We start from the raw sequence: 26,502 nt of genomic DNA, 5'->3' as shown, positions 1-26,502 counted from the left end.
CTCGACCGCCCCGCCCCCGCCCCCGCCCCCATCCCGTCACTCACCACCGGATTGCGTGCCGGCACCCTGGGCACGGGGTACTGACACGCAGGAACGTTCTGTCTGCGTACGGCCGACGGATCGGGGCGGGGTATGGGCACGGCGACGACGGTTCCCCAGACGCGGGACATGAAGGGCGAGGAGCTCTCCGGCGACGAAGGCTTCGTGGCGCTGCGTCACTACGGGGGCTGGCGGCTGCTGCGCGACGCCTTCACGCGGTTCCGCTACGCCGACGGGTTCAGCCACTCTCGGGCACTGGCCCTGCAGACGGTCCTCGCGGTCATCCCGCTCGCGATCGTGTTCGTCGGCCTGTCGAGCGTGCTGCACACCCAGGACGTCGGCCGCTTCGCCGAGGTGGTCATCCACCGCATGGCACGAGGGCCGAGCGCCGATGTCGTGGACGAGGCACTGGCCCGCAGCCGCCGTACAGCGGGAGGTGGCACGCAAGTCGCTCTCTGGTTCGGCCTCGCATTCTCGCTGACCAACGTCACGACGGCGATGTGCCAGATCGAGCGCGGCGCCAACCGGATCTACGGCAACGAACGTGACCGCCCCTTCCACCGGAAGTACCTGCGCGGCCTGGCCATGGCCGTCACCGCGGGCCTGCCCCTGGGGCTGGGCTTCGTCATCATGGTGGCGGGCCGTGACCTGGCGGCAGCGGCGGTGACGGTCTTCGGTGTCGGGCACCAGGCAAGCACCGTGTTCGGGGTGCTGCGCTGGCCGTTGGGCTTCGTGCTTGCCCTCGTCTCGGCGAGCATCATCTTCAGGCGCGCGCCCCGGCGGCGCCAACCCGGTTACACATGGCTGGCGTTCGGCGCCGCGGTCTACCTCATCCTGTGGACGGGTCTGACCGGACTTCTGAGCCTGTACCTCTCGGTCAGCGGCTCCTTCGACACCGTCTACGGCCCGCTCAGCGCCTTCATGTCCTTGCTGCTGTGGGCCTACCTGACCTCGATCGCCCTGTTCCTTGGCCTGTCCTTCGCGGCCCAACTGGAGGCGGCGCGCGCCCTGAAGCCCGGGCCGGTCGAGGCGGACCCCGGGGTGTGAGGTGCGGCGGCCCGAAGTACCTGACGCCGCTCGGTTCTCTGCTGCCGGTCCACGAAGCGGAGTCGAACACTACAAGTTTCACGAAGCGTTGAGTGGCAACACGGACTGCATGGCTGAAGAGAGAAGAAGATCTGATGACGGCGCCGGAAACTCTCGGCACGGCACGAAGACGACAGCCGCCAAGGGGCGGTCCACCACGACTACAGGGGCGCGCAAGGTGAACACCACTGCACAGAAGGCCAAGCAGGAATCCGCTGAGGCCGCCGAGAAGGCGAAGGGGTCCGCCGGGGAGGCGGCCGACGCCGCCAGCTCCGGCGCGCATGCTCTCGGTCACGCGACGCAGCGTGCGAAGCAGGCCGCAGCCGCGGGCATCGAGAGCGGCAGCAAGACGGTCGCATCGGCCACCGGCAAGGTCACCTCAACGGCAGCCGCCGGCTGGACCCTGGTGAAGAACCGCAAGGCCATCGCCGCAGGCGCCGCCGCGGGCCTGGTCAGCGTGGTCGGTGTTTCCTTCACCGCCGGGCGCCGGACAGCGAAGATCCAGGGCGGACCGCTGACTCGGCTGACACATGGACGCATCTGACTTCTTCCTCATAGACCCACCACTTCAGGCGTCAGGGTGGAGACGGCTCAGCCGCCTCCACCCTGACGCCTGAAGCCATATAAGGCACTACTTCTCCTCACCTCTCGTCACCTCTCATCGGCCCGGGCGCCAGATTGTCGTGAGGCGCATGTGTAAGCCGTGAAGAGTTCGCGCATGATTCTCAGGATTCAGTCACAGGCGCAGAAAACTCGGAGGCTTCACTCGGCGCTTCCGAACAACCGGGCGCCGACCACACGATGGGAGACCGATCAACGATGTTCACTCTGGTACGGAGCAGAGTGCGGGTGGCCGCGCTCGCACTCTCGGCCGTCGCGGCCCTCGCCTTCGGCACGACCGCCACGACCGGCGCGGCAGCGGCCCCCGCTCCCGCTCCCGCCGCGAAACAGGGGCCAACCTCGGTGGCGTACGTCGAGGTGAACAACAACAGCATGCGAAATGTCGGCAAGTACACCCTCGCCAACGGCGGTGGCAACGTCTTCGACGTCGCCGTGATCTTCGCGGCGAACATCAACTACGACACGAGCAAGAAGGCGGCGTATCTGCACTTCAACGAGAACGTGCAGCGCGTCCTTGACAACGCTGTCACGGAGATACGGCCCTTGCAGCAGAAGGGCATCAAGGTCGTCCTGTCGGTGCTCGGCAACCACCAAGGTGCCGGGTTCGCCAACTTCCCGTCCCAGCAGGCGTCCTCGGCCTTCGCGAAGCAGCTGTCGGACACCGTGACCAAGTACGGGCTCGACGGCATCGACTTCGACGACGAATACGCCGAGTACGGCAACAACGGCACCGGCCAGCCCAACGCCAGCTCGTTCGTGCACCTGGTGACGGCACTGCGCGCGAACATGCCGAACAAGATCATCAGCCTCTACAACATCGGCCCGGCCGCGTCCCGGCTGTCCTACGGCGGCGTCAACATCTCCTCCAAGTTCGACTACGCCTGGAACCCGTACTACGGCAGCTGGCAGGTCCCCGGCATCGCACTGCCCAAGTCGAAGCTGTCGCCGGCGGCCGTCGAGATCGGCGGAACCTCGCAGAGCACATCCGCCAGCCTCGCCCGTCGCACCGTCAGTGAGGGATACGGCGTCTATCTGACGTACAACCTCGACGGCACCGACCGCAGCGCCGACGTCTCCGCGTTCACCAGGGATCTGTACGGCAGTGGCGCCGTCTACACGCCGTAAGGCAGCGGTAGGTCCCGTCGCACGCCGCTCCCCTGGGGCCTGCCGCATCCCGTAGGGCCGCGAACCGTGCAGGCCGCGCCTTCGACAACGATGTCGGAGGCGCGGTCACGCGGGTGCCCGCACCACGACGCAGGTGGGCGGGCACCGGCTGTCCGTGAGCTTCTCTCACTTCACGAGGAGGGCACCGTGTCCTCGAAGGCGGTGCCCGCGCTGCGGTATGCGGCCAGCTTGGCGGCTACCTGTGCGGGGGTCAGGACCTGGTCCTTGACGTGCAGGACGTAGTCGACCTGCTGGTCGTACGCGCGCGGGCTGGTGCTGGTCTGTCCGGCGAGGTCGATCAGCCACTGGTTGAAGTTGATCGACATGGGCCGCTCCGGCAGATACGCGGCGTCGTGCGTGCCGAACTGCTGCCCGTCGATGTAGTAGCGGATGGAGTTGTTGTCGATCGTGACGATCAGGTCGTGCCAGCCCGCGTAGCTCTGCCGGCTCTCGGTGTGCTGGTTGACTGCCTGCCAGGGGTCCGGGTTGTAGGTCTCCCAGGACGTCGTGTAGAGGATGTTCGACGGCTCGCCCCAGCCGCCGTTGGGCAGGTACTCGAAGTCGTACTCGGCGTAGTCGTCCGCCATCGGCGCCTTGAGGTCGTTGATGGTGAAGAACGTCTGCACCAGGTGGTCCCCGTCCGGTCCGCTCTTGGGCGCGTCGCTGAACTTCACGCGCGCCGCATACGTCCCGTTCTTGAACTTCAGGGCTTTGGTGAGCACTTCGGTCTGTTTGGTGCTCTCGCCCGTGCCCGCCGTCGACGTCTCCAGGTTCATCACGGAGTTGCCGCCGGAGGAGGAGAACGTCACGTTCTGCGGCGCCCAGGTCGCTCCTGGCACTCCGGGGCCACCGGAGTTGGAGCGTACGTTCCAGCCGTGCGCGGAGATGGCCGGGTCGTCGTACTTGGTGTAGTTGAAGTCGTCGAAGAGGGTCCCGCCGGGGCCGGGCGGATCGGTGGGGTCGGTGGGGTCGGTCGGATCTGTGGGGTCGTTGCCCTCGGGGGCGGTGCCCCAGACCGTCGCTCCTTCCAGTTGGGCGGTGACCTTCGACCAGTTCGCGTAGGAGCTCTGCGCGGCGCTGAAGGAGTAGTCGTCCCGCTGGTTCAGGGACTGCCAGTCGGAGCGGTAGAACCGGAGCTGGAGGTCGCCGCTGTCGGCTCCGGCAGCGAGCGAACCGGCGCCCGAGCTGAAGCCGATCTCCAGATAGCGGTCGGCGGTGGCGGTCGGGTGGGCGAGCGTGCCGAAGGTGCCGGTGATGTTGCCGCAGCCCTTCACAGCCCATGAACAGGCGAAGCGGTAAGTGGCGCTCGCCGAGTCGGCCTTGAAGTAGTAGCGCAGCTTCACGCCGCTCAGGGCCACGGAGGACGTGCCGGTGTTCTTCACCTTCAGCCACGGTTCGGCCTGGTCGCTGCCGGTGGAGCCGGTGTGGTACTGCACCGACACGGCGCCCGCGGCGGCGCCGGCCTCGGCGGCGGGCAGCGCGGCCAGGCTGGTGCAGCCCATCAGGGCGACGAGGGCGAAGCGTGCCGTTCTCGTGAGCGCGGGGCGGGAGGGCTTTCGTGCGGGACTCATGTCGATTCCTCTCCGAAACGGTGGGGGACGGGGACGTACGGGTCGAACGGTCCGTGCCGCACGCCGAGTGCGGCGAGCCTGTCGCCGTGTGCGATCAGGCGTGCGCGTGCCAGGGGCCAGGGGGAGGCGCCGTGCCAGGCCCGGTCGGCGAGCGCAGCTAGCCGGGGGAAGGCCAGGTAGTCGATGTGTTCCGCGGTGGGGGCGAATTCGGTCCACAACTGGGCTTGTACGCCGATGAGTTCACCTCCCGAGGCGGGGCCCTCGGGAGGGTCGTGGTCGTGAACACTGCGGAGATCGACCACGAGGCCGGGCTGGGCGGGTGGTTCGGCCGGGGACGCGGACTGGGCGTAGTCGAGGTAGGCGGCGCTGTGCTGGCTGCTGACCACGTTGTGGCCGCGCTTGAGGGCGATGCGGGTGTGCTCGGGATCGCGCCAGGTCATGACGGTGAACTCGGGCGGCAGGCCCTCCCCCGTCTCGGCCCACGCGGTCGGGATCCGGCCGCGTCCAAGGAGGTGGTCGCCGACCTGGCCGAGGAACCATCCTCGTAACTCGCCTGTTCCTGCAAGACCTTCGGCCTTGATGCGTTCTTGTGCGGCGGGGCTTGTGGCCCACTCGGTCGTGGGGCATTCGTCGCCGCCGACGTGCACGTACGGGGAGGGGAAGATGTCCAGGACGGTGTCGAGGACGGTGCGGCAGAAGTCGAGGACGGGCTCGTGGACGCCGAGGACCGTGTCGCACACCCCCCAGCGGGTCCACACGTCGAGCCGGCGGCCGGGGGCGGTGCCGAGTTCGGGGTAGGCGGCCAGGGCCGCGCGGGTGTGGCCGGGCATCTCCACTTCGGGCACGATGGTGACGCCTCGGACGGCGGCGTAGGTGACGAGGTCGCGCAATTCCCTTTCTGTGTAGCTCCCTTCGTGCGGCATCCCGTCGAAGACGCCCGACCCGGCGGGGCCCACCATTGACTGGGCACGCCGTCCGCCCACCTCGGTCAGCAGCGGATAGTCGGCGACCGGCAGGCGCCAGCCCTGGTCGTCGGTGAGGTGCAGATGCAGCACGTTCAGTTTGTGCAGGGCGAGCAGATCGACGTAGCGGCGCAGGAATGCCACGGGCTGGAAGTGGCGTGCCACGTCGAGCATGAAGCCGCGCCAGGCGTGCCGTGGTACGTCGGTGATCTCGACGCAGGGCAGGCGCCAGGGCACGCCCGGCCGGGCGCGGTTCGCCAGAGCCTGGACGGGGAGCAGTTGACGTATCGTCTGGATGCCGCGCAGCAGGCCGGTGAGGTGGGCGGCTCGCAACAGGACGGCGTCGGACGAGATCGTCAGGCCGTAGCCTTCCGCGCCGAGCCCGCCGAGTCCGGGGTCTAGGGCGAGAACGAACGGCCCGTCGGTGGCGGGGCTCAGCGGGAGTCCGGTGGCGGGCGCGATGAGGGTGCGCAGCAGGGTGGCGGCGGGTTCGGCGCCCGGCGTGATGCGCAGTGTGGTGTCCGGGTTGAGCGTGAAGTGGCCCGGGCGGTAGGTCAGTTGGGTGGGCGCGGGCACGAGTGCGGGGCGGGGCGCGGGCACGGCGGACCTCCGGTGCGGGCGGGAGGGATGCGGGACGGGCGCTGTAGCGGGTCACGTGCGGTGGCAGGTCGGGCGCAGTGGCAGGGCAGGCACGGCGGGGGTCGGACGCAGGGGCGGCTCAGCCCTTGACGGCGCCGGCGGCGAACCCGGATGTCACGTGCCGCTGCAGCAGCAGGAAGATCGCCAGCGCGGGCAGCGCGAACAGGGTCGAGGCGGCCATGGTGGCGCCCCAGTCGGTGCCGAAGGTGTTGTGGAACGAGGACAGCCACACCGGCAGCGTCCGGTGGTCCTGCTGCTTGATGATCAGGAAGTTGGCGTAGGCGAACTCGTTCCACGCCGTGATGTAGCCGAACAGCGACGTGGCCATCAGGCCGGGCGCGAGCAGCGGGAGCGCCACGTGCCGGAACGCGCCGAGCCGGGTACAGCCGTCGACCTGCGCCGACTCCTCGAGCTCCGCCGGGATCGTCGCGATGAAGCCGCGCAGCACGACCACGGTGAAGGGCAGCGTCATCATGAAGTAGACGAGGGTCAGTGTCGGCAGCCGGTCGAGCATCCCGGTGTCCCGGGAGATGATGTAGACGGGGATGATCAGGGACTCCCACGGAGCCATCTGCGCGATGAACACCATGAGCATGAACTGGCGGCGTCCGCGCCAGCGCATCCGGGCCACGGCGAACGAGGCCCCGAGCGCGACGAGCAGGGCGAGGGCGACGGCACCCAGGGTGACGAGCACGCTGTTGCGCCAGAACAGGCCGAATCCGTCCGCGTCGATGGCACGCCGGAAGTGGTCGAGGGTCCAGCTCTGCGGAAGCAGTTGAGGGGTGTCGGACTGGATGTCGCGTGCCGGTTTGAAGGCGGTGGTGACCATCCAGTAGACGGGGAAGAGGCAGACGACGACCGTCACGGTCGCGGCGATGTTGAGCGGCAGGCGGCGCAGTGCGCGCGAGGTCGTCACAGCTCATTCTCCTGTCGGAACATCTGGCGGAAGTAGGCGATCAGCACGCCGGACATGAGCAGCACGGTCAGCATCGACGCAGCCGATCCCAGGTCGTAGCGCTGCTGGGCCAGTGCGATCTGCACGGCGTAGACCGGCAGGATCGTCGTGGCGTCGCCGGGGCCGCCGCGGGTCATCACCCAGATCTGCACGAACGCCTTGAACGTCCAGATGACTTCGAGGGAGAGCACGAGCATGAAGATCGGCCGTACGATCGGCAGGGTGACGGCGTGGAAGATGCGGAATCCGGATGCGCCGTCGATGCGCGCGGCTTCGTAGAGCTCGGTGGGCACGGTGGTGAGCGCCGAGTACAGCGTGATCGCCGCGAACGGCACCGACTGCCACACGACCAGGGTGACGAGGATGGCGAACGCCGCCGGTCCGTGCGCCAGCCACGGATAGCCTTCGAAACTGCTGAAGCCGAGGCCGGTGAGGGCGTGGTTGACGATCCCGAACTCGGAGTGGAAGAGCCACTGGAACACGGTGGTCGCCGCGACCACGGGCATCGCCCAGGTGAGCACGAGCGCGCTGAGCACGGCCGTGCGGCCGAACCGCCCGAGCCGCTCCACCATCAGGGCCACGAGTGTCGACAGGATCATGATCAGTGCGACGTTGACGGCCATGAAGAGGAAGGTGCGGCGCACCACGGTCCAGAACCGGGGGTCGGACAGCAGTTGCGTGTAGTTGTCGAAGCCGGTGAAGTGCGCGTCACCGAGGATGAGCTGGCGCAGACCGAAGTCCTGGAAGGAGATCAGGACGGCCCGCGCCAGCGGGTAGACGAGCAGATACAGCATTCCGAGGACCGCGGGCGCCACGAGCAGGTACGGCCAGATGCCGGACGTCGTGGCGCGGCGGCTGGTGATCGGCGTACGCCGAGGCGGGCGGGAGACCACCGGGTCCAACGGGTCACGGACGATCGTCACGGCGCACTCCTCTCGGTGCGGGGCGGTCAACGGGTCGGTGCGGGGCAGTCAACGGGCGCTTCAGGAGCCGGACTTCATGGCGTTGGTGATGGCGTCGGACGCCTCGGCGGCCTTGCGCTTCGGATCGCCTCCCGTGAGGACGGCGGTCAAGTAGTCCTTGATGGGGTTCTTGGCCTCGACGGCGGCCCAGCCCGGCGTGTTAGGCGTCGCGTGTCCCACGGCCGCTCCTTGTGCCATGGCGGAGGCGCCCGGGTCGGAGGCGACCGCGCCGGCGAGCGTGGTCTTGTTGGGGACGTAGCTCATGGCGACGGCCAGCTTCTTCTGCCAGGCGTCGCCGGTCAGCTCCTTGACGAAGGTGTACGCGGCTTCGTGGTGCTGCGACACCGTCGGGATCACCAGGTCGGAGCCGCCGGTGAAGACCGCGCCGGGGACGTCGGCCGTCTTGCCGGGGATCGGGAAGAAGCCCAGCTTGCCCTTGAGTTCGGGGTTGTTCTGGGTGACGACGTTGGCTCCGCCCGGCGTGCTGATGATCTGCGCGACCTGGCCCTTGGCCATGACCTCGGCCTGCGGCGGCTGCGCCTCGTCGGAGTCCTTGGGGCCCTTGCCCAGGGCCTGCAGCTTCTTGTAGAAGGCCATGGCGCGCAGCGCCCGGGGGCTGTCCAGCGAGCCCTTCCAGGTGCCGTCCGACTCGGTGGCGAGGTCGCCGCCCTCGTCCCAGACGAAGCCGGCGTAGGTGTACCAGTTCTGCCCAGGCAGGTAAATGCCCTGCTGTGAGCCCTTGTTGAGCTTCTTCGTCGCCACCGTCCACTGGCCACGGGTCTTGATGGCGGTGGCGTCGACGCCGGCCTTCTCGAAGAGGTCCTTGCGGTAGATGACGACGCGGTTCGCCGCGTAGTACGGGATGCCGTACTGCTTGCCCTCCCAGGCTCCCGGCTCGGCGAGTCCCTTGAGCCAGGCGTCGCCGCCGAGGTCGTCGACCTTGTCGCTCAGGTCCAGCAGGCCGCCGCTCTGCGCGAACTGGGCGACCTGGGTGTTGCCCGTCTCGATGACGTCGGGGGCGTCGTTGCTGGCCAGCGCGGCGGTGACCTTCTCGCCGATGCCGTCCCACTCCTGGATCTGGATGCGGACGTCGATGTCCGGGTGCGCGGCTTCGAAGCCCTTCTCGAAGTCCTTCTGGAAGGCGGCCGAGACGCTGTCGCGCATCAGCCACACATCGATCGCGCTCTTCCTGCCGCCGGCGGAGTCCCCGTCACCGGAGCCGGACGAACAGGCACTGAGCCCGGCGACCGCGACGAGCGCGGACACACCGGCAAGGAAACGGAACTTCACGGTTCACCTCTGGGGGTGCCGGACCTGACCAGCTTCTAACTGGTCAGGTGACCTCTGGTGAGGGAGAAAGCTGGCATAGACCATTGGATGCGTCAACCCCCGCTGCAACCACGGGAGTTAATGATCTGGTTGTCGATCTCCATGCTTTCGTGGTGCACTGGTCAGACAGCTGGTCGTACGGCAAGAGGGGGCGGAAGGTGACCACCGACGCGAACGACACGGGCGGGACGGCAAAGGCGGGGGTCGGGCGGCGCTCCTCGGGAGCGGTGCTCAAACGGGAGCGGGTCCGTGACCACCTCCTGCAGCTCGTCGAGTCACAGCACCCCGGCGATCCCATCCCCTCCGAGCGTGCGCTCTGCGCGGACCTGGGCGTCTCGCGCCCCACCCTGCGCGCGGCCGTCGATGAACTGGTCGCGGCGGGTGTTCTCGTCCGCGAACACGGACGCGGCATGTTCGTCGCTCCGGAGAAAATCACCCAGGAGCTGATCTCGCCCGCGCACGGGCTGAAGGTGCCGCGCGCGGGGGGCGCCTGGTCCAGCCGGCTCCTGGAGTTCACCACCATCCAGGCAGGCGCCCGCGTCGGCCGCAAGCTGCGCCTCTCCCCCGCCGCCCGGATCGTCTACGTGGCCCGTCTTAGGCTCGTCGACGGCGCCCCGATGGCCATCGAGCACCTGCACATCCGTGCCGATCTGGTGCCCGGCCTCTCCGCGCAGGAGCTGGAGAACGGCGATCTGTACGAGCACTTGAGCGAGCATCACAATGTTCACGTCCGCGAAGCGATCCAGACCATCGAGCCGACGGTGGTGACCCGGGCCGAGGCCGAGGTGCTCGATGTGCCCGAGCTCTCCCCCGCCCTGCTGGTCGAGCGGCTCACCTCGGACCATTCCGGCTGCCCGGTCGAGTACGTGCACTCGCTGTACCGCGGCGACCGCTACCGCATCGTCTCCCGGCTCACCCTCGGCCCGGCCGCGACCGCACCGGAACCACAGCCCAGCCACCACCCCGGCATCCCACCCGGCGACTTCGCCCACCGCGACACGGTCGCTTCCTCGACCCACGGCGATGTGCAGGCGATCTGAAGTGGGCGGCAGGGCCGGGGCTTGCAGGACACGCGTCCCGTCGACCCCGGTTGGCGAGCGGTCGGATGCTGCGGGCGGACCCATCAAGACATTGGACTGCTGGTCAGGGCGACTGCCAGGCTACGCCTCGTGCAGCTACTTGATGTCCTGACCGGCATGGCCAGGACGGGCCGTCTGGGCCCGGTGTTCAGCGGAGCCGACTGGAACGATGTAACCGCAGCGCTCGGCGACCCCTGGGACATCGGAACGATGAGCCGGAACAGATAGTGGCCCCGGCTCTACGCCTACGGAGACCTTGAGCTGAGTGTCTGCCACTGCCGCAAGGTCGCTCTCATCTGCCTTCAGACCTGGCGTGACGCCGTCGACCTCCCACCGTCGGCTGTCGGGGGGACAGGGACCCTCCCCGCACGGATCACACACGCGGATGGGGTGTCCGCCCTGGACAAGGCCGCCTGCCCCTGGCAGCCCTACCCCCGCTGACCTTCGGCGACCAGTGCTCCCTCACAACAATCCCCTCAGGAGCGAACTTCACTTTCCGGATCCCCGAAGGCGAAGAGCCCGTACTGCACGTCGTGGGCCTGCCCGGCGACGGACACGACTGCTCCACAAGGGCCAAAGGCCAAGGTCACCAGCACGACGCTCCGTCAGAACGGGCTGATACCCGCAGAGGCAGGAAGGGGCGGCGGCCGATCCGCTGACAGTGGCCCATCGAGACGCGGTCAGGCCTGCTCGAGCAGCGTCTTCAGGTGCGACATCATCATGGTCCAGCCACCGCTGACGCCCTCGAGCATCTTGGAGTCGGCCGAGGTGAAGCCGTCGTGGGTGAGGGTCAGCTTCACGCCGAGCTCCGGCTCCTCGGCCGGCTCGATGTCGAAGGTGACCTTCGAGCGCTCCTTGGCCGCCTCGGCGAACTCCGCATCGCTCATGCCGAACATCTCCGCGTGCATCGGCTGGAGCGTGTGCCAGGTGTAGGCGAGCCGCTTGCCGGGCTCCGACTCGGTGACGACCTGGCCGAGGTCCTGCGGCTCGCCGCCGTCCTCGACCGGCCACAGCACCTTCGAGCCGACCTTCCAGTCGGAGGAGGGTGCATAGCCTCCGTGGTACTGCTTCAGGAACTCCGGGCTGGTCAGTCCCTCCCAGAGCTTCTCGGGCGTGGTGCGGATGTAGATCGTGTAGACGAACTCGGGCTTGCTCATAGCCGTTCCTTCCAGGGCATGCTTCAGGTTGCTGAGCGCGGCCATCCGGCCCCGCTCGTACTGGCCGATCCAGCGGTCGGCAATGTCGTGGATGGGGACGGGGTTGAGGTAGTGCAGCCTCTCCCGGCCGTGCCGGACCACTGTGACCAGGCCCGCGCCCTCCAGCACCGCCAGGTGCTTGGACACCGCCTGCCTGGTCATGTCCAGCTCAGCGCACAGTTCGCGCAGGCTCTGCCCGGACCGTTCGTTCAGCCGGTCAAGCAGTTGCCTGCGACTGGCGTCCGCGAGCGCCTTGAACGCCTCGTCCATGTCATCCAACCCCCTCCCCACCAAATTGGCAACCATTTGGTTGCATGTCAAGCGGGGAGGAGGTGGGACGACGCTGCGAGGGGGGCCTGATGCGTCGGTATTACCCTGCGGTCGCAGCTGCGCGCCCGCCCCTCGTCATCCACTCCACTACCTCGACCGCCCGGTAGGGGCCGCCGTCCGGGCTCAGGTCCGAGAGGAAGTCCAGGTCCTGTCCCAAGGTGAGGACAGGTGGCTCGTCCTCTCCACGAGGGCGACGCTGGCCGAGCCCGACGGTGGCGAGCAGGCCGTTGCACAGGCACAGGCGACCCTGGGTGTCGGCGTCCGAGCCACCTTTGCGGCGATAGGCGGCCTCGGGTTCGGCGGAACAGCGATAGCCGATCGCGCCGCCGGCGGTGCGATAGGGAGCACGCAGGTAGCCGAGGTCGCAGACGCGGCGACGGGCTGTGCGCACGGCGGGGTCGGACAGGGTGCCCGCCAACTCGGCGACCTTGAAGGGGAATGCGGTGGGCGATGCCATCGGATCGTTGCGCACCTTCAGCTCTTTGGCGTGGGCCCGGGCCCTCAGCGCCTGGCGCAGACCGGGCTCCATGCCGGACTCCTCACAGAGCGCGAACGCGCTGCCGATTTGCACGCCGACCGCGCCCAACGCTCGGGCCGCCGCGAGCCGTTCGGGGTGGGCGGCGCCACCCGCGAGCCAGAAGGGAATGCCGATCTTCGCCATCTTGGCCAGGTCAGGGTGATCCCGCGGCCCATATACGGGTTCCCCCTCCGCGTCGAGCCGCAGAGCACCGCGGGGCGGGGCGCTGTGACCGCCCGCGCCATGGGTCTCGATCACGAACCCATCGGGCGTGGTCGCTTCGTCGCGGGCCAGGTAGGAGGCCAGGAGTGGCAGCGAGACGATGGCGAGAACGTGCGGGCGTCGCAGGGATCCGGCGATACCCCTCGCGCGGGTGGTAGGGGGATTGGGGGCGGTGGACGAACGTACGGCGGGGTCGAGCGACTCGATCCGCACGTCCTGCACCTGCCGCTGTCCTTCAGCGGGCAGTTTCCCGCGACATCCGACCCCCTTCCCCTCTCCCCCACCCTCGCCTCCGCACTGGCAGCCCTGCTCCTTCGACCCGGCCGTCCCGAGGGCCGTGCGACCCAGCAGGGCGGCCGGGTCGAAGGAGTGAACGTAGTCCTCCTGGGCCCCGTCGAGTCGGATGTGCGTGCTCACCGGCTGCATCCGCGCCAGTCGGCGCGCCATCTCGGGGACGTGTCCCGGAACGCCCGCGCCCACCAGGACGCAGTCCACCCCCGCGAGGATCGCCCCGAACAGGCCCGGAGCGAGGCCCAGTTGGATCTTCTCGAGGTAGTTGATCCCGACCGGGGCCCGGTGTCCCTCCTTGGCGAGCCACACCTCGACGAAGTTCCCGAGCACGGTGAGCAGTTCGGCCAGCTCCCCGCGCTCGACCCGCAGCATGGGCTGCGCACGAAAACGCTCTCCCGCCGCGACACCGCCTTCGACGTAGAAGCGGTCCAGGACTGCGGCTGCCAACTCCGGTACGGGGAAGGCCGCGAGGGCGCGGCGCACGTCTCCGCCCCGGTCGCCGGTCTCGAGCCGGCGCGTCAGAAGGGCATCGAGAGCCGTGCCCGACACGACGCCGAGCTGCCCGGCACGGCTGACGGCTCGGGCCAGGCGCCAGCCGGAGACACCCACACCCATCCCTCCCTGGATGACCTTGGGCAGTTCCCCGCTCGTCGTGGCCATCGACATGCCCCACCTCGTTCCTCGCGCTCCTCAACCTACGGAACCGTAGGTTGAGCCAGGAACCCAGTCTTCGCCACCGGCCCCCGCGCACCCCACGCCGAAAGGCCCGAGTGCTGGTGACCAAAGGCCTCCGGGCGGTGGCTGTTGGGCCCGCCCCAGCGAGCCACCGCCAGGGGGAAACAGTGGCGTAGAGGTGCGCGCGGGAGCCGCTCCCCCTATGTGAGACGGCCGAAGATGTGGATGGCAGGCGAGTCGGGATCGTCTCCATAGAAGAACTCGGACGCGGCTTGGTGATACTCGGCCCGCGACAGGGATCCAGAGGCGTCGAGGTCGAGCGCGGTGAACTCGGTGAGACTGATCGCGCCGTCGCTGTCGCTGTCGGCCAGGTCGAAGAAGCGGTCGGCGACCGGCGCGAGCTCCTCGGGATAGCGAGCGCGATCAGTGAAGGTGGCGGCGAACGCCTGCGCCACCCCCGCCGAGGTCACCCTCTCGTCCTTGTCGGCGTCGGCGGGGGCGATCACGGACTCCCAGAACCCGTGCATGGTGTCGTACGTCTGCCGGGCCTGCGGGGAGTCGGAGGGAATGCCCTTGGCCTGGACGTAGCGTTCGCCCATCATGACGACGTCCTGCCGCGATATCGCACCGTCACCGTCGACGTCCGCGGCGCGGAACCATCGCTCGTACTTGCGTTTGCGCAGCTCATTCATAGGCGCAAGGCAAATCCACATGAGCGGCTCGGCCAGGGCGATTCCCGGTCGCCGTTGTGGACCGGGGTGGCCCCCGAAGCGGTGCCGACATCGGTTGTTGCCGAGACATCCCGTTGTCGTCACGGTTCAGCGGCGCAGTCAGCGTGCAAGCGGGGTCGCACCAAGAGGGAAGGCGAATCGATCACCGTCATCGCCGAAATGCTCGGTCAGGGACCGCCGAGAGCATTCATCTTCGTGACCGAGACCACGGTGGAAGGCTGTTACGCCTTCCACGTCGTGCCTCCTGGGCGCGGAGCCCTTTCGGGACGCGGATCTCCACGTGTCTCCGTGCGCGAACTCTCCGATGAGACATGAACGGCCAGTGCGGCCAGCACCACTGCCAGCGAGCCCGCTCGGTATCGCGCCGCGGTTCGGTGCCGTTCTCGTGATGAGCGAGGCGACGACGAGCCGACGGTGTTCAAGGTCCTCACCGAGCGAGCGGCGAAGAACAGCGTCGCGATCACCCGGACCGGCACCGAGTCCAACCAGCTCGCCCGAGCCGAACCCCCGGGCCGAACAAGCCGAGACCGGCTGAGTAAGCCGAGTAACAGCAAATCCCGTTGCGCCGCCGGGGCCGCGACCCGACTGTTATCTCTACGGCTGCAGCCCCAGCCCGAACGGTCGTTGACCTGTCGATCGGAAAGGACCTCATGTCAGCCGTGGTTGTCGTCGGTGCGGGAATCGTCGGTTCTTCTGTGGCTTACCACCTGGCCCGCCGAGGTGTGCCGGTCACCTTGCTCGAGCAAGGACCTGCACCGGCCACCGGGGTCACCGGAGGCTCCTTCGCCTGGATCCGCGGCGCCGGGGGCCTTTGGCCCGGCGGAGCGCAAGTCCTCCGTGAGTACGCCCTGGCGGACTACCGACGCCTGGAGGCCGAGCTGCCCCACGTCACCGTCCGCCGGACCGGCTCGCTGTCCTGGGCCGACACACCGGCTGAGGACTCGCGGCCGGGGCCAGACCAGTTCCGCATCGGACGCAGCGACATCGCACTCCTGGAACCCAATCTCCGACATCCGCCCGGCCAAGCCATCCACACCCCGAGCGACGCAGGCGTCGACCCAACGGCCATGGCCCACGCACTCGTGGCAGCCGCCTGCGCTCATGGAGCAACCGTGCACCACAACACCGTGGTCACCTCCCTGCAGGTGGCCAACGGACACGTCGAGGGAGTGCTGACATCGCGCGGCCTCCACCCCGCCACCACCGTCGTACTCACTGCCGGAACAGGCATCCCCCAGCTCTGCGAACCGCTCTCGGCCGACCTGGCCATTGCCGCCTCCCCCGCCACCCTCGCGCGAGTCGCAGCACCCTCTGGCCTGGTCAAGACCATTGTGGCCAAGCCTGAGTTCGAGGCCCGAGAGGTACAGGACGGCACCCTCTTGCTCGTCGTACCCCATGTTGAAGACACAGCAGCAGCATCTGAGCGGGCCGCTCAAGATGCGCTCCAGCACCTGAAGAATGCCTTCCAAGGAGGCGACCAGTGCCGTTTGCTGGGCTACCGCACGGGTTTGCGTCCCATGCCGGCACACGGGCCCATCATCGGCTACGCGACACACGATCGATCCGTCTACGTCGCCGTCATGCACTCCGCCATCACCCTTGCGCCCACCGCCGGACGGCTCATCGCCGACGAACTCGTGACCGGCAAACCAGCGCCCGAGCTCCAGCGTTGCCGCCCGCGCGTACGCTGACGTCACCTCTCGACGTCACGTCTCGACGGCATCGCCGATAGGGCACCTCACACTGGAGAGCCCACTCGGGTCAGCTCGCAGTGCGGGGCACATCAGCCCGCGGTACGGGGCACATCGTCGACGGTGCGTTTGAAGTCGGGGCAGTCGACGATCGGCTCGTGGTCGGAAACGGCCGCGTGGCGGAGACTGTCGCGCAGACGGCCGGCCGAAGAGACCGGCATTGCAGTCGCTATCAGTCAGTGCTCCATCGCGGGAAGGCCGGCCAGGCCGGTGTCCAGCATGATGCGGTCGACTGTGTCGGTGAGGGTGCTGTCGGCCTCGACGACCGTCTCGAGCCCGCCGGACAGCAGATCGAGCTCCCGGTACCAGTCCCTCAGTTGTGGCTCACCGACCTCGTGCGCGATGGGTTTGGTGGCGTGGCGCGCCAGTGTCTGCTCGAACGGCACATGCAGGTAGTAGCCGTGCGACGGGCCGCGATGGTCCGCGCGCAGCCGGGTGAGCATTTCGCCGTAGTGGTCGGCGTACAAGATTCCTTCGACCACCACGTGATAGCCGGCGTCCAGGGCGTAGCGGGCGGTCAGATCGATCAGGCCGATGTTCGCCGCGCCGGGCCGGTCCCGCTCGCGCAGCACGATCCTGCGCAGGTTGTCCTGCTCCACCCAGGCCAAGCCGCGGCCGAAGCGGTCACGGATACCGGCCGCGACGGACGACTTTCCCGAAGCGCTATTGCCCCGTAGGACGACGAGTCTCGTGTTCTCTGTGCCCACCATCACGCGCCGCAGGCTACCGGCAGTCAGGGACGATCGCCGGACCTCATCCCCCGTCTGTGGCCAAGTGGATCTGCTGGCCGCGAGCAGCGCTGGCTTCGCCCTCCTGGCTTGGCTGGAAGGCCGGTGGCCGTTCCCGTTCCCGTTGCCTAGTCATGGAGCTCCAGAACGTCGGCGACCACACAGCTGACGTTGTCGGGGCTGCCGAAGCCATTGGCGAGGGTGATGAGTTCGCGGACGGCCTGCTCGGGCTCGCGGATTTCGGAGAGTACCCGGCGGAGTTCTTCGATCGGCACGACAGTGGACAGGCCGTCGGAGCAGAGCAGATACCGGTCCTCCTGCTGGGCGTTGTGCAGGCGCATGTCGGCGGTGGTGTCGGCTCCTTGGCCCAGGGCGCGTATCAGCAGGGACCGCTGAGGGTGGGAGGTGGCTTCTTCGGGGCTGAGGCGTCCTTCGTCGACCATGGACTGCACCTTGGTGTGGTCGTGGGTGATCTGGAACAGTTCTCCGTCGCGCAGGAGGTAGACGCGCGAGTCACCGATGTGGACGAGGGCCAGTTGTGCACCGGTCCAGAGCATTGCGGTGAGGGTGGTCCCGGCTTCTTCCCGTGAGGCGCCGGTGCCAGCATCGTGCACGGCCTGTTTGGCCTGTTCGATGGCGTCTTCGAGGACGTTGAGGAGGTTCCCCGCCGGGACGCCGTCGGTTTCGAGGTGCTTGAACGCGTTGACGGCAGCCGCGCTTGCCCGGGCCCCTCCCCTGCCGAAGCCGTCCGCGACAGCGAGCAGGCGGGAGCCGGCGTAGGCGGTGTCCTGGTTGCTTTCGCGGACCAGGCCTGTGTCAGAGAGTGCGGCGTAACGGATACCGAGGGGCTTGGGCGCAGGGGGCATGGCAGAGTCCTTCCGGGACAGGTGGTCGATGAGGAAAGCGGCCAGGTCTCGCCGTGCGGTGGTGTCGGCTTCGACTTGTGCCCAGAACGCGCGGATCTCCTGGGCCGCGGGGCCTGTCTCCAGCGCGCAGACGTGCTGGATGCGGGCCAGCGGCATTCCCAGGCGACGGAGCCAGGCGACCAGTCGGGCCTGATCCAGTTGATCTGGTGCGTAGAAGCGGTAGGCGGTGACCGGGTCGACGCGTACCGGAGTCAACAGGCCAAGCTCGTCGTAGAGACGCAGCGCCTTCGGTGACAGCCGGGACGCCTTCGCGAACGCCCCGATGGTCAGCAACTCCATGCTCGCTCCTCCTCATGCCGGGCACCTCACCCGGCCCCGCCGATCCTGTGGCCTCCCCCAAGGTGAAGGTCAACCATGAGCCGTTTCCCGGCCCGCCAGATCGTCTCCCGTGCAAGACAATCGGCTACGAGAGAGCGTCCCTCAGCTGGGCAGTAACGGCGCGGGAAGGGATGGACAACCTGCGCCGCAAGCTGCCCGAACGGTGACCTTGCGCTGCTGAGTCGATCAGCAGGTCTGCTGCTCGGCGGTCGAAGATGTGAACTCTCGCCCTCGGACAGCAAGCCCGTTCCATGAGAGGGCGGGTCAGCTGGTGGGGCAGAATCGGAGTCGCCGGAAGCGTTTCGATCCGCAGCGCTGTGGTGGTGACCGCTTCCGTCCGTCAAGAGTCCCACGGCGCCCGTGCCCGCGCCGAGTTCGGAGTTCCAGCAGTGCTTTTCGACGTCACCCGCAGCGCACTCGCCGACATCTTCGGCGCGGACCGGCTCGCGACCCTGCCCGCCAACGCCTTTCCGCCCTCCGCCACGGACAGCGAGGGCGCCCGTCTCCTGCAGACCGTCGGCGTCCCCACCGGGACGCTCTGGCTGCGGGAACCCGACGAGGACTCCGGTCTGCTGCCCCTCATCCAGGACGTCGTCGAGACCGAAGACTTCGAGGACGCCCCGGAGGACGCGGGCCGGTGGCCCGTCATCGGCTGGCTGCTCAACGCCCACCTCGCCTTCGACCCCGGTTCCGGCAAGGTGTACGCCTTCGATCCCGACGAGGGGACCGCGCAGGAACTGCACACGGACGTCTCCTCCCTCGTCCAGGTCACCCTCCGGTTCCAGCGCCTGCTCGATGAGTTCACCTTCAGCGGCAGCGACGGTGACGATGGCGACGAGGAAGCCGACTTCGAACGGCTGGATCGCGAGGTCGAGCGTATCCGTCAGGAGACGAGCAGCCTTGACCCCCTGCCCTTCGAGGACGACGAATCCGTCTGGGCAATCGTCGGCGAGGAGATCGCCGCGGGCCAGCGCTTCAAGGGCGACAGCCCCGGGGCCCGCTCGCGGTTCGGGTGATCACCTGCCTGCTGCGTGGTCCGCAAGCGCAGCAGCATCAGCATCGGCATCCCCGGCCTGCTACGGGCGGCGTTGGTCACGGCGGCCGACGTTCAGAACGCCACTGCCGACCGCGCCTGGCTAGTCCTGGTCGATGCTGTGAGTCACGGCCCTGACGTACGAGGCCCGAGTTCGCGTGCCGTCGCAAGAAGCGCGGCGACGTGAGGGGGTGGAGCGGTGCGGGGGCGAGCGAGTGCCCATTCGGTGAGTGGGGCGTCCGTGATCGGGAGGAGAGTGACGCCGGGGTAGCGGTAGTAGCGGGACACGTGTGCGTTGAGCGGGCACACCGCTCTCCCGCTCGCGACCAGGGCCAGAACCTCGTGGAAGGTCTCCGCACGGGGGCCGCGGTGGATCGGATGCCCACTTGGCGTCCGTTCCGGGCACATCGCTGTGAACCACTGCCTGGGTACGCGAGTTCCAGGGTCGAGGACGGTGCGACCGGCCAGGTCCTCGATCGAGACGTGGGTGCGTGTGGCGAGGTCAGAACCTTCCGCAACGGCCAGTACGCGTCCTTCCCTGTACACCACGGGACCTGGTTCGAGGTCGGGCTGGGGCACGGGCAGCCACATGAGCTGGAGGTCCACCTCGCCGGCGAGGACGAGGGTGAGGGGGTCGCTGAAGTGGAACTCGACGAACTCGACGTCGCAGCCCGGGTGTCGCTCTCGGTAGGCCCGCACGAGCCATTCGATCGCGGAGGGCAAAGCGGCCATGGCACCGAGCCTGACCACGCCCGAAACGCCTCGGGCCGACTCGGTCGCGTCGGCGAGTGCCTTGCGGATGGCGCCGTACGCCGGGAGCAGGTCGTCTCGTAGCTGCTTGCCGAGCACCGTGAGTTCGACGGCGCGGGTGGTGCGGTCGAACAGGACGCCGCCCAGTCGGCGTTCCTGCACTGCGATCGACTGGCTCACCCGTGCCTGGGAGAGACGCAGTCGCTGGGCGGTGCGGCCGAAGTGCAGTTCCTCTGTGAGCGTCAGGAAGATCTCGATGTCCCGCAGTTCCATGATGCCGCTCCGCCACTGACCCGCCGCCGATCACTTTTGCTTATGACTGTAGCTCGCGATCCAGCGTTGATCGCATCGTCGGCGTCTTCCAAACTGGGCTTCCGTCGCCTTCCAGGTCCAGGTCACACGCCGGTGCCCGTCCGGTCCGTCGCATGAGCCTTACGAAGAGGCGCCGCATTAGCTGTTGGGGCGCCGCCACCGTCGCTGCCACCGTCCGTTCCTCCTCGTCATCGAGACCGTCTCCGGCCGCAGGTATGAGGGACCCGTTGCCTCGGCAGTCGGCCCCGGAAGGGTACGAGCGGTCACTTCAAACAGACCCAACAGACCAAAGAGCACGACACCCGCCGTTCGACCAAGGAGGCTGCATGGACGCCGATGTGATCATTGTGGGCGCCGGTCCCACCGGCCTGATGCTGGCAGGCGAGCTGCGTCTGGCCGGCGTTCGGCCTGTAGTTCTGGAGCAGCATGCCCAGCGCCGGGACATTCCGAAGGCAGGCGGGCTGGGCGGCCAGATCCTGGAACTGCTGCGCTACCGCGGGCTGCTGGAACGATACGAAGCGGCCTGCCCAGGCCAGCTCCCGGCGCCGCGGTTCCCGTTCGGAGGCGTGCACGTGGACCTCACCTCGTTGCAAGACCCTCCGATGCACGCCCTCCCGCTGCCACAACCCCAGCTCGAGCAGCTCCTTGAGGAGCGCGCCGGGGAACTGGACGTCGACATACGCCGTGGACGGCGGGTGGTCGGCGTCAGCCAGGACGAGGCCGGGGTGACCGTGGACGCACGCTGCCCAGATGGAACACGCCGGCTGAGAGCCCGGTACGTGGTGGGCTGTGACGGTGCGCGCAGCCGCGTTCGGGAGTTGGCCGGCTTCGCTTTCCCTGGCACGACCTACCCCGAGGTCAACCGGCTGGCGCAGGTCACCCTGTCCGAGGCAGTGACCATCCGGGACGACGGCGGCCTTGACCTCCCCGGCCACGACACGATCCGCCCCGGGTTCACCCGGACCGACCACGGCCTGTTCGGCATCGGTGCCTCGCCAACGGACACCACCGTCTCCCTGTACACCGTCGAGGACGAGGCCACCGCCTACGACGACGACACCCCGATGACCGTGACCGAACTGCAGGGCAGCATCCAGCGCGTGCTCGGCCTCCAGGTCCCGGTGGCGACCGCCCTGCGCCTCTCGCGGTTCACCTTCAGGGCGCACCAGGCCGAGCGCTACCGCGACCGGCGGATTCTGGTGGCCGGGGACGCGGCACACCTGTTCCCAGCCACCGGTGTGGCGCTCAACGCCGGCATGCTCGACGCGGTCAACCTGGCCTGGAAACTGGCCGCCGCCGTCAACGGCCAGGCATATACCGGCCCCACCGTCAACGACTGGGCCCACACCGGCCTTCTGGACACGTACCACAGCGAACGCCACCTCGCCGCGGCCCGCACCATGCTCCACACCCAGGCACAGGTCGCGTTGCGACGTGCCCACGATCCGGCCGCCGAAGCTCTGCGTGAGGTCTTCCAGGAACTGCTCACCGACGAAGCCCCGCTACGCCGCATGGGAGCCCTCATCGCCGGCACCGACATCATCTATCCGATGCCCGGCGCCTCCCCGCACGCCCTGTCCGGCACGTTCGCCCCCGACCTTCGCCTGCACGGTGAACGGGGCACGACCAGCGTCGCGAAGCTCATGCACACCGCACGGCCGGTCCTTCTGGACCTCGCCGACCGTGAGGACGTCCGCGAGGCCGCCGGAGGCTGGAGGCAACGCGTCGACGTACACACGGCGAAAACCGACGATCGTCCGGCCGACGCCCTTCTGATCCGTCCTGACGGGCACATCGCCTGGGCCGCCGCTGTCGACGAGCCCACCGACACGAGCGCTCCCGACCTACGCGAGGCGCTCTCCACCTGGTTCGGCGCACCCCGGTGACGACGAAGTCACCGCGTCTGTAGGGCCGGTGGCCGCCCATGCACGCTCGCGCACCCGGGGACGCGGGACCTCGACCTCGCACCAGCGCCCGAGCACCCGCACCCGCACCCGCACCCATGCACGCTCTCCCCGAAAGGACCCCCTCCCCTTGCCACTGCCCGCCAACCCCAGCCTCCTGCACCCGATGCCCGACCAGCCCCGAGTGGTGCTGCTCAAGCCCCTCGTGACGTCCCCGCTGATCGAGGTCGGGGAGTTCTCGTACTATGACGATCCGGTCGACGCTACCGCCTTCGAGACCCGCAACGTCCTCTATCACTACGGGCCCGAGAGGCTCGTCATCGGGAAGTTCTGCGCGCTGGGCACCGGGGTGCGGTTCCTCATGAACGGTGCCAACCACCGGATGGACGGGCCGTCCACCTTCCCCTTCCCCACCATGGGCGGTTCGTGGGCCGAGCACTTCGACCTGCTCGCCGGCCTGCCCAACCGCGGGGACACCGTGGTCGGCAACGACGTCTGGTTCGGCTTCGGTACGACCGTCATGCCCGGCGTACGTATCGGACACGGCGCGATCATCGCTGCCGGTTCCGTGGTCACCGGGGATGTACCCGACTACGGAGTCGTCGGTGGCAACCCCGCCCGCCTCATCCGCACCCGTTACGACGAGAGGGCGGTCGCCCGGCTGCTGTCGGTGGCCTGGTGGGACTGGCCCATCGCGTGCATCACCGAGCACCTGCGAACCATCATGTCCGGCAGCGTCCAGGACCTGGAGAGTGCGGCGCCAGGACACTCAGTCAGGCCATCTCACAACTCGGCGACTCACACTGCCACGGCGGCCGTTGATTAATCCCGGCACAGAATGATTGGCTCCAAGGCAGCCGCCCCGCACCCAGCACCGAGAGACGAGTACTCAGCAATGCCCACTTCGCCCCCTCACAGCCCCTTCGCCGACTGGCTTCGCGCCCACTCCGTCCCGCTCACCCACCTCGACCCCGAAGCGCCTCTCGACGACCTGGAGCCGCTGGAAGCCCTCGTCGGCGACGCGCGCGTCGTCGCGATCGGCGAGAACTCTCACTTCATCAACGAGTTCGCGCACCTGCGCCAGCGCATCCTGCGCTACCTCGTCGAACGCTGCGGCTTCACCATCCTGGCCTTCGAGTACGGCCTCAGCGAAGGCTTCCCCCTCGACGCATGGGCCCAGGGCGAAGGCCCCGAAAGCGAGCTCTCGGCCCACCTCGCCGCAACGATCCCCGTGGGAGTCGACGAGCCACTGCGGTGGATACGCCGACACAACCGCACGGCATCACCACCGGTGCGTTTCGCCGGCATCGACATCCCGGCGGCCGGCGGGTCGCTGCTCCCCGCCCTGACCCCGGTCACCGACTACCTGCGCCACGTCGATCCCGAAACCCTGCCGGCGATCGAGACGGCGACACGCATCGCCAAGTCGTTCGCCGGAGGCTCCGCAGCCGACGCCGCGCCCGCGTGGGCCCGCCTGCCCACCGCGGAACAGGACGCCCTCACCGCGACCCTGGCTCGCCTGCTCACCCGCTTCCACGCCGTCCGGCCGCTGTACGTCTCACGAAGTGATCAGCACGGCTACGACATCGCCTTGCGACGTCTTCAGGCCGCCTGCCAGGGCGACCACACCTTCCGTGCCATGGCGGGCCTCTTCGCCGGGAATGGGCTCACCGCAGACACCTCCGCCAGGGACGCCTACATGGCCGAGTCGGTTCTGTGGCATCTGCGGCGCAACGAAGCCGGCGCTCGCTGTGTGCTGATGGCCCACAACGCCCACATCCAGACGACACCGGTGTCCTTCAACGGCAATCTCACCGGGTTCCCCATGGGCCAATACCTGCGCGACGCCCTGGGTGACGACTACTTCGCGCTCGGCCTGACGAGCACCACTGGGCACACCGCTGACATGAGCCCCGACGAGGAAGCACCCTTCGGTTTCACCGTCGACCCCACCGCGCTGCAGCCGCCCGAGCAGGGAAGTGTCGAAGCGGCCTTCGCCGAGGCAGGGCCCGGCCTCGCCCTCGCCCCTCTCCGCCGGGCACGCGCGGACGCCGGTGACGGTACGGGCCTCACCACGGCCCCCGACCGCACCCGGATACAAGGTGCCTATCTGCACGTCCCCGTCGTCGAGGCATTCGACGCGATCCTCAACGTCCCGACCTCGACGGTGGCTGACGGATTCACCACGGCCTGAGCACGACAGAGGTCTAGGGAAGGAAGGGGAGGAAGGCCCGCTTCGACGACGTAGTGCCGCGCCGCGCCCGGAGGATGCCGAGGTGTCGGTGTCTTCTGGGTACGCCGATTTCCGGAGGGCGCGTGCTGCGTTCGTCGGCGTTTTGCGGGTAGACGGTCCGCATGACGGGTGGCATTGCGGATACCGGGGCGGACTGTATGGACCACGCGGGGGCTGACGGCCGACAGTCGCTGTTCGGCGGATCGGAATCGGTTTCCGCTGCGTTCGAGGGCAGCGAAGAGATCGCGGAAGCCCGTGACCTGGCCCGTTCCTTCCTGACCGAAGTGCAGGCCCTCCATGGGCTGCCGGTGTCCAGGCGGGCGATGGACATGGTGCAGCTGGTGGTCAGCGAACTGGTGACCAACGCCCGCAAGTACGCCCCCGGCCCGTGTCTGCTGACGCTGGAGATCCAAGGTGGCGCCGTCCAGGTGAGCGTGTGGGACAGCAACACGACTCTTCCGGCCGTCCTGACAGCCGACCCGGGCCGGATCGGGCAGCACGGCTTGGAGATCGTCATGGCCGTCTGCCAGAGCTTCGCCGTTCACCGGGAGCCGGTGGGCAAGCAGATCACGGCGGCCGTCGTGCTGGCCGACGACCCCGGCGGGGACGCGGTCGGCCGCCAGATGTGACCGCTGCTGGCCTCATCCTTTGGCGCCCGCATCACCTGGACACGGCTCCATCTTTGAGACCACTCAGTACTCGTTCGAGACCCGGGCCCGCCGCTTCCAGGAAATGGCGTTCCTCAACAGAGGGCTGACCCTCACCGTCACCGACGAACGGCCCGAGGCGCGCGCCACCGCGACAGCGGACGTGGCGGGCTCGGACACCGCCAGGCAGCAGCGGGCGAAGACGTTGACCTACCGATACGACGGCGGCATCAGCGACTTCGTCTCGCACCTCAACGCCCGCAAGGGCGAGGTGGTCCACCCCACCGTCATCGGCTTCTCCGCCGAGGACAGCGAGCGTCTGCTGTCGGTGGAGGTGGCGATGCAGTGGAACAGCCAGTTCACCGACAGCGTCTACTCCTACGCCAACACCATCCATACCCACGACGGCGGCACCCACGAGGAGGGCTTCCGTACCGCGCTGACGACGATCGTCAACCGGTACGCCCGCGAGCGAAAGGTCCTGCGGGACAAGGACGACAACCTCTCCGGTGAGGACGTCCGCGAGGGCCTGACCGCGACCATCTCGGTCAAGCTCGGCGAGCCCCAGTTCGAGGGCCAGACCAAGACCAAGCTCGGCAACACCGAGGCGCGCACGTTCGTACAGAAGGTCGTGCACGAGCAGTTGTCGGACTGGTTCGACCGCAACCCGAACGAGGCTGCGGATGTCGTACGCAAGAGCATTCAGGCGGCCACTGCGGGGGGCCGCGCGCAGGGCGCGGGATCTGACCCGCCGCAAGGGTTTGCTGGAGTCAACGGCCCTGCCCGGCAAGCTCTCCGACTGCCAGTCCAACGACCCGGGCAGGTCCAAGATCTTCATCGTCGAAGGCGATTCCGCAGGCGGCTCGGCCAAGTCCGGCCGCAATCCCGAGTTCCAGGCGATCCTGCCGATCCGCGGCAAGATCCTGAACGTCGAGAAGGCGCGCATCGACAAAATCCTGCACAACCAGGAGATCCAGGCCCTCATCTCGGCCTTCGGCACCGGCGTCCACGAGGACTTCGACCTCGCCAAGCTCCGCTGTCACAAGGTCATTCTGATGGCGGATGCCGACGTCGACGGCCAGCACATCAACACCCTGCTCCTGACGTTCCTGTTCCGTTTCATGCGGCCGCTGATCGAGCACGGGCACGTCTACATCTCCCGGCCGCCGCTCTACAAGGTCAAGTGGAGCCGGGAGCACACCGAGTACGCCTTCTCCGACCGGGAACGCGACGCCCTCATGGAACAGGGCCGCCAGCAGGGGCGGCGCATCAAGGACGACTCGATCCAGCGCTTCAAGGGCTTGGGAGAGATGAACGCGGAGGAACTGCGCATCACCACCATGGACATCGACCACCGCGTCCTGGGCCAGGTGAGCCTGAACGACGCCGCCGTCGCCGATCTCTTCTCCGTTCTGATGGGTGGAGACGTCGAAGCGCGCCGCTCCTTCATTCAACGCAACGCCAAGGACGTCCGCTTCCTCGACATCTGAGCCCCAGCCGGGGGCGAGCCCATTGCCTCGGCGACGGGGGC

Annotated in this window: 23 protein-coding genes and 1 pseudogene; 12 read left to right on the top strand and 12 right to left on the bottom strand. The window is 68.3% G+C overall.

Going from position 1 to position 26,502, the window contains the following annotated elements; translation table 11 throughout:
* Nucleotides 1-132: 132 nt before the first annotated feature.
* The 3 genes from AB0E78_RS35940 (at nt 133) to AB0E78_RS35930 (ending at nt 2,871) form a co-directional block, all read left to right on the top strand.
* Nucleotides 133-1,086 carry a YihY/virulence factor BrkB family protein gene (locus tag AB0E78_RS35940; protein ID WP_361841980.1) on the top strand — a complete coding sequence of 318 codons (954 nt, stop codon included), beginning with the start codon at nt 133-135 and terminating at the stop codon, nt 1,084-1,086.
* A 217-nt stretch (nt 1,087-1,303) separates the two neighbouring features.
* On the top strand, nt 1,304-1,669 hold the full coding sequence (locus AB0E78_RS35935) for a hypothetical protein (protein ID WP_361841977.1): 366 nt from the start codon (nt 1,304-1,306) through the stop codon (nt 1,667-1,669).
* Between the two features lie 275 nt (nt 1,670-1,944).
* Nucleotides 1,945-2,871: an endo-beta-N-acetylglucosaminidase H gene (locus tag AB0E78_RS35930; protein WP_361841974.1), complete on the top strand. Its 927-nt coding sequence runs from the start codon at nt 1,945-1,947 to the stop codon at nt 2,869-2,871.
* 170 nt (nt 2,872-3,041) lie between these two features.
* Here the strand turns inward: AB0E78_RS35930 and AB0E78_RS35925 are convergent, their stop codons facing one another.
* The 5 genes from AB0E78_RS35925 to AB0E78_RS35905 all read right to left on the bottom strand — a co-directional run bounded on the left by AB0E78_RS35925 (nt 3,042) and on the right by AB0E78_RS35905 (nt 9,289).
* A complete protein-coding gene (locus tag AB0E78_RS35925) occupies nt 3,042-4,412 on the bottom strand; it encodes a cellulose binding domain-containing protein (protein WP_361842399.1) in 1,371 nt (456 codons plus the stop codon).
* A 65-nt stretch (nt 4,413-4,477) separates the two neighbouring features.
* Nucleotides 4,478-6,043 carry a beta-N-acetylhexosaminidase gene (locus AB0E78_RS35920; RefSeq protein WP_361841971.1) on the bottom strand — a complete coding sequence of 522 codons (1,566 nt, stop codon included), beginning with the start codon at nt 6,041-6,043 and terminating at the stop codon, nt 4,478-4,480.
* A 118-nt stretch (nt 6,044-6,161) separates the two neighbouring features.
* A complete protein-coding gene (locus AB0E78_RS35915; RefSeq protein WP_361841968.1) occupies nt 6,162-6,998 on the bottom strand; it encodes a carbohydrate ABC transporter permease in 837 nt (278 codons plus the stop codon).
* Complete coding sequence (locus AB0E78_RS35910) at nt 6,995-7,900, bottom strand: sugar ABC transporter permease (protein WP_361842396.1); 906 nt, start codon at nt 7,898-7,900, stop codon at nt 6,995-6,997. The genes AB0E78_RS35915 and AB0E78_RS35910 overlap by 4 nt, the downstream gene beginning before the upstream one ends.
* Before the next feature lie 120 nt (nt 7,901-8,020).
* Nucleotides 8,021-9,289, bottom strand: a complete 1,269-nt coding sequence (locus AB0E78_RS35905; RefSeq protein WP_361841965.1) for an extracellular solute-binding protein — start codon at nt 9,287-9,289, stop codon at nt 8,021-8,023.
* Between the two features lie 266 nt (nt 9,290-9,555).
* Between AB0E78_RS35905 and AB0E78_RS35900 the strand changes: the two genes are divergently transcribed.
* A complete protein-coding gene (locus AB0E78_RS35900; protein ID WP_361842393.1) occupies nt 9,556-10,368 on the top strand; it encodes a GntR family transcriptional regulator in 813 nt (270 codons plus the stop codon).
* A 129-nt stretch (nt 10,369-10,497) separates the two neighbouring features.
* A complete protein-coding gene (locus tag AB0E78_RS35895) occupies nt 10,498-10,635 on the top strand; it encodes a hypothetical protein (RefSeq protein ID WP_361841962.1) in 138 nt (45 codons plus the stop codon).
* Between the two features lie 452 nt (nt 10,636-11,087).
* On the opposite strand, the gene AB0E78_RS35890 is transcribed toward AB0E78_RS35895, so the two are convergent.
* From AB0E78_RS35890 to AB0E78_RS35880, 3 genes are all read right to left on the bottom strand, one after another.
* A complete protein-coding gene (locus AB0E78_RS35890; RefSeq protein ID WP_361841959.1) occupies nt 11,088-11,873 on the bottom strand; it encodes a metalloregulator ArsR/SmtB family transcription factor in 786 nt (261 codons plus the stop codon).
* A 100-nt stretch (nt 11,874-11,973) separates the two neighbouring features.
* Nucleotides 11,974-13,623, bottom strand: coding sequence for a nitronate monooxygenase (locus tag AB0E78_RS35885; RefSeq protein ID WP_361841956.1), 1,650 nt, complete (start codon nt 13,621-13,623; stop codon nt 11,974-11,976).
* 215 nt (nt 13,624-13,838) lie between these two features.
* Nucleotides 13,839-14,330: a calcium-binding protein gene (locus tag AB0E78_RS35880; protein WP_361841953.1), complete on the bottom strand. Its 492-nt coding sequence runs from the start codon at nt 14,328-14,330 to the stop codon at nt 13,839-13,841.
* 689 nt (nt 14,331-15,019) lie between these two features.
* On the opposite strand from AB0E78_RS35880, the gene AB0E78_RS35875 reads away from it, so the two are divergent.
* Nucleotides 15,020-16,060 (top strand): FAD-dependent oxidoreductase, encoded by a 1,041-nt coding sequence (locus AB0E78_RS35875; protein WP_361842390.1) that lies wholly within the window; start codon nt 15,020-15,022, stop codon nt 16,058-16,060.
* Nucleotides 16,061-16,152: 92 nt separating this feature from the next.
* Here AB0E78_RS35875 and AB0E78_RS35870 read toward each other — a convergent pair whose 3' ends face one another.
* From AB0E78_RS35870 to AB0E78_RS35860, 3 genes are all read right to left on the bottom strand, one after another.
* Complete coding sequence (locus AB0E78_RS35870) at nt 16,153-16,281, bottom strand: hypothetical protein (protein ID WP_361841950.1); 129 nt, start codon at nt 16,279-16,281, stop codon at nt 16,153-16,155.
* Nucleotides 16,282-16,296: 15 nt separating this feature from the next.
* Nucleotides 16,297-16,830: a kinase gene (locus tag AB0E78_RS35865; RefSeq protein WP_361842387.1), complete on the bottom strand. Its 534-nt coding sequence runs from the start codon at nt 16,828-16,830 to the stop codon at nt 16,297-16,299.
* A 146-nt stretch (nt 16,831-16,976) separates the two neighbouring features.
* Complete coding sequence (locus AB0E78_RS35860; RefSeq protein ID WP_361841947.1) at nt 16,977-18,053, bottom strand: protein phosphatase 2C domain-containing protein; 1,077 nt, start codon at nt 18,051-18,053, stop codon at nt 16,977-16,979.
* A gap of 428 nt (nt 18,054-18,481) precedes the next feature.
* On the opposite strand from AB0E78_RS35860, the gene AB0E78_RS35855 reads away from it, so the two are divergent.
* The gene (locus AB0E78_RS35855; protein WP_361841945.1) at nt 18,482-19,108 is read left to right on the top strand and encodes an SUKH-4 family immunity protein; all 627 of its coding nucleotides are present in this window, start codon (nt 18,482-18,484) and stop codon (nt 19,106-19,108) included.
* A 143-nt stretch (nt 19,109-19,251) separates the two neighbouring features.
* Here the strand turns inward: AB0E78_RS35855 and AB0E78_RS35850 are convergent, their stop codons facing one another.
* Nucleotides 19,252-20,148: a LysR family transcriptional regulator gene (locus AB0E78_RS35850; RefSeq protein ID WP_361841943.1), complete on the bottom strand. Its 897-nt coding sequence runs from the start codon at nt 20,146-20,148 to the stop codon at nt 19,252-19,254.
* Between the two features lie 365 nt (nt 20,149-20,513).
* On the opposite strand from AB0E78_RS35850, the gene AB0E78_RS35845 reads away from it, so the two are divergent.
* The 5 genes and pseudogenes from AB0E78_RS35845 to AB0E78_RS35825 all read left to right on the top strand — a co-directional run.
* Nucleotides 20,514-22,073: an FAD-dependent monooxygenase gene (locus AB0E78_RS35845; RefSeq protein WP_361841940.1), complete on the top strand. Its 1,560-nt coding sequence runs from the start codon at nt 20,514-20,516 to the stop codon at nt 22,071-22,073.
* Nucleotides 22,074-22,221: 148 nt separating this feature from the next.
* Nucleotides 22,222-22,917: a CatB-related O-acetyltransferase gene (locus tag AB0E78_RS35840; RefSeq protein WP_361841937.1), complete on the top strand. Its 696-nt coding sequence runs from the start codon at nt 22,222-22,224 to the stop codon at nt 22,915-22,917.
* Between the two features lie 69 nt (nt 22,918-22,986).
* Nucleotides 22,987-24,285 carry an erythromycin esterase family protein gene (locus AB0E78_RS35835; protein WP_361841935.1) on the top strand — a complete coding sequence of 433 codons (1,299 nt, stop codon included), beginning with the start codon at nt 22,987-22,989 and terminating at the stop codon, nt 24,283-24,285.
* A 197-nt stretch (nt 24,286-24,482) separates the two neighbouring features.
* The gene (locus AB0E78_RS35830) at nt 24,483-24,953 is read left to right on the top strand and encodes an ATP-binding protein (protein WP_361842384.1); all 471 of its coding nucleotides are present in this window, start codon (nt 24,483-24,485) and stop codon (nt 24,951-24,953) included.
* A 43-nt stretch (nt 24,954-24,996) separates the two neighbouring features.
* Nucleotides 24,997-26,461, top strand: a pseudogene (locus AB0E78_RS35825) (toprim domain-containing protein); the annotation flags it as partial.
* Nucleotides 26,462-26,502: the final 41 nt, after the last annotated feature.

Source organism: Streptomyces sp. NPDC032198, assembly GCF_040636975.1.
GTDB lineage: Bacteria > Actinomycetota > Actinomycetes > Streptomycetales > Streptomycetaceae > Streptomyces.
The sequence above is the reverse complement of the archived record's forward strand: the minus strand, read 5'-3'. Positions and strand labels throughout refer to the sequence as shown.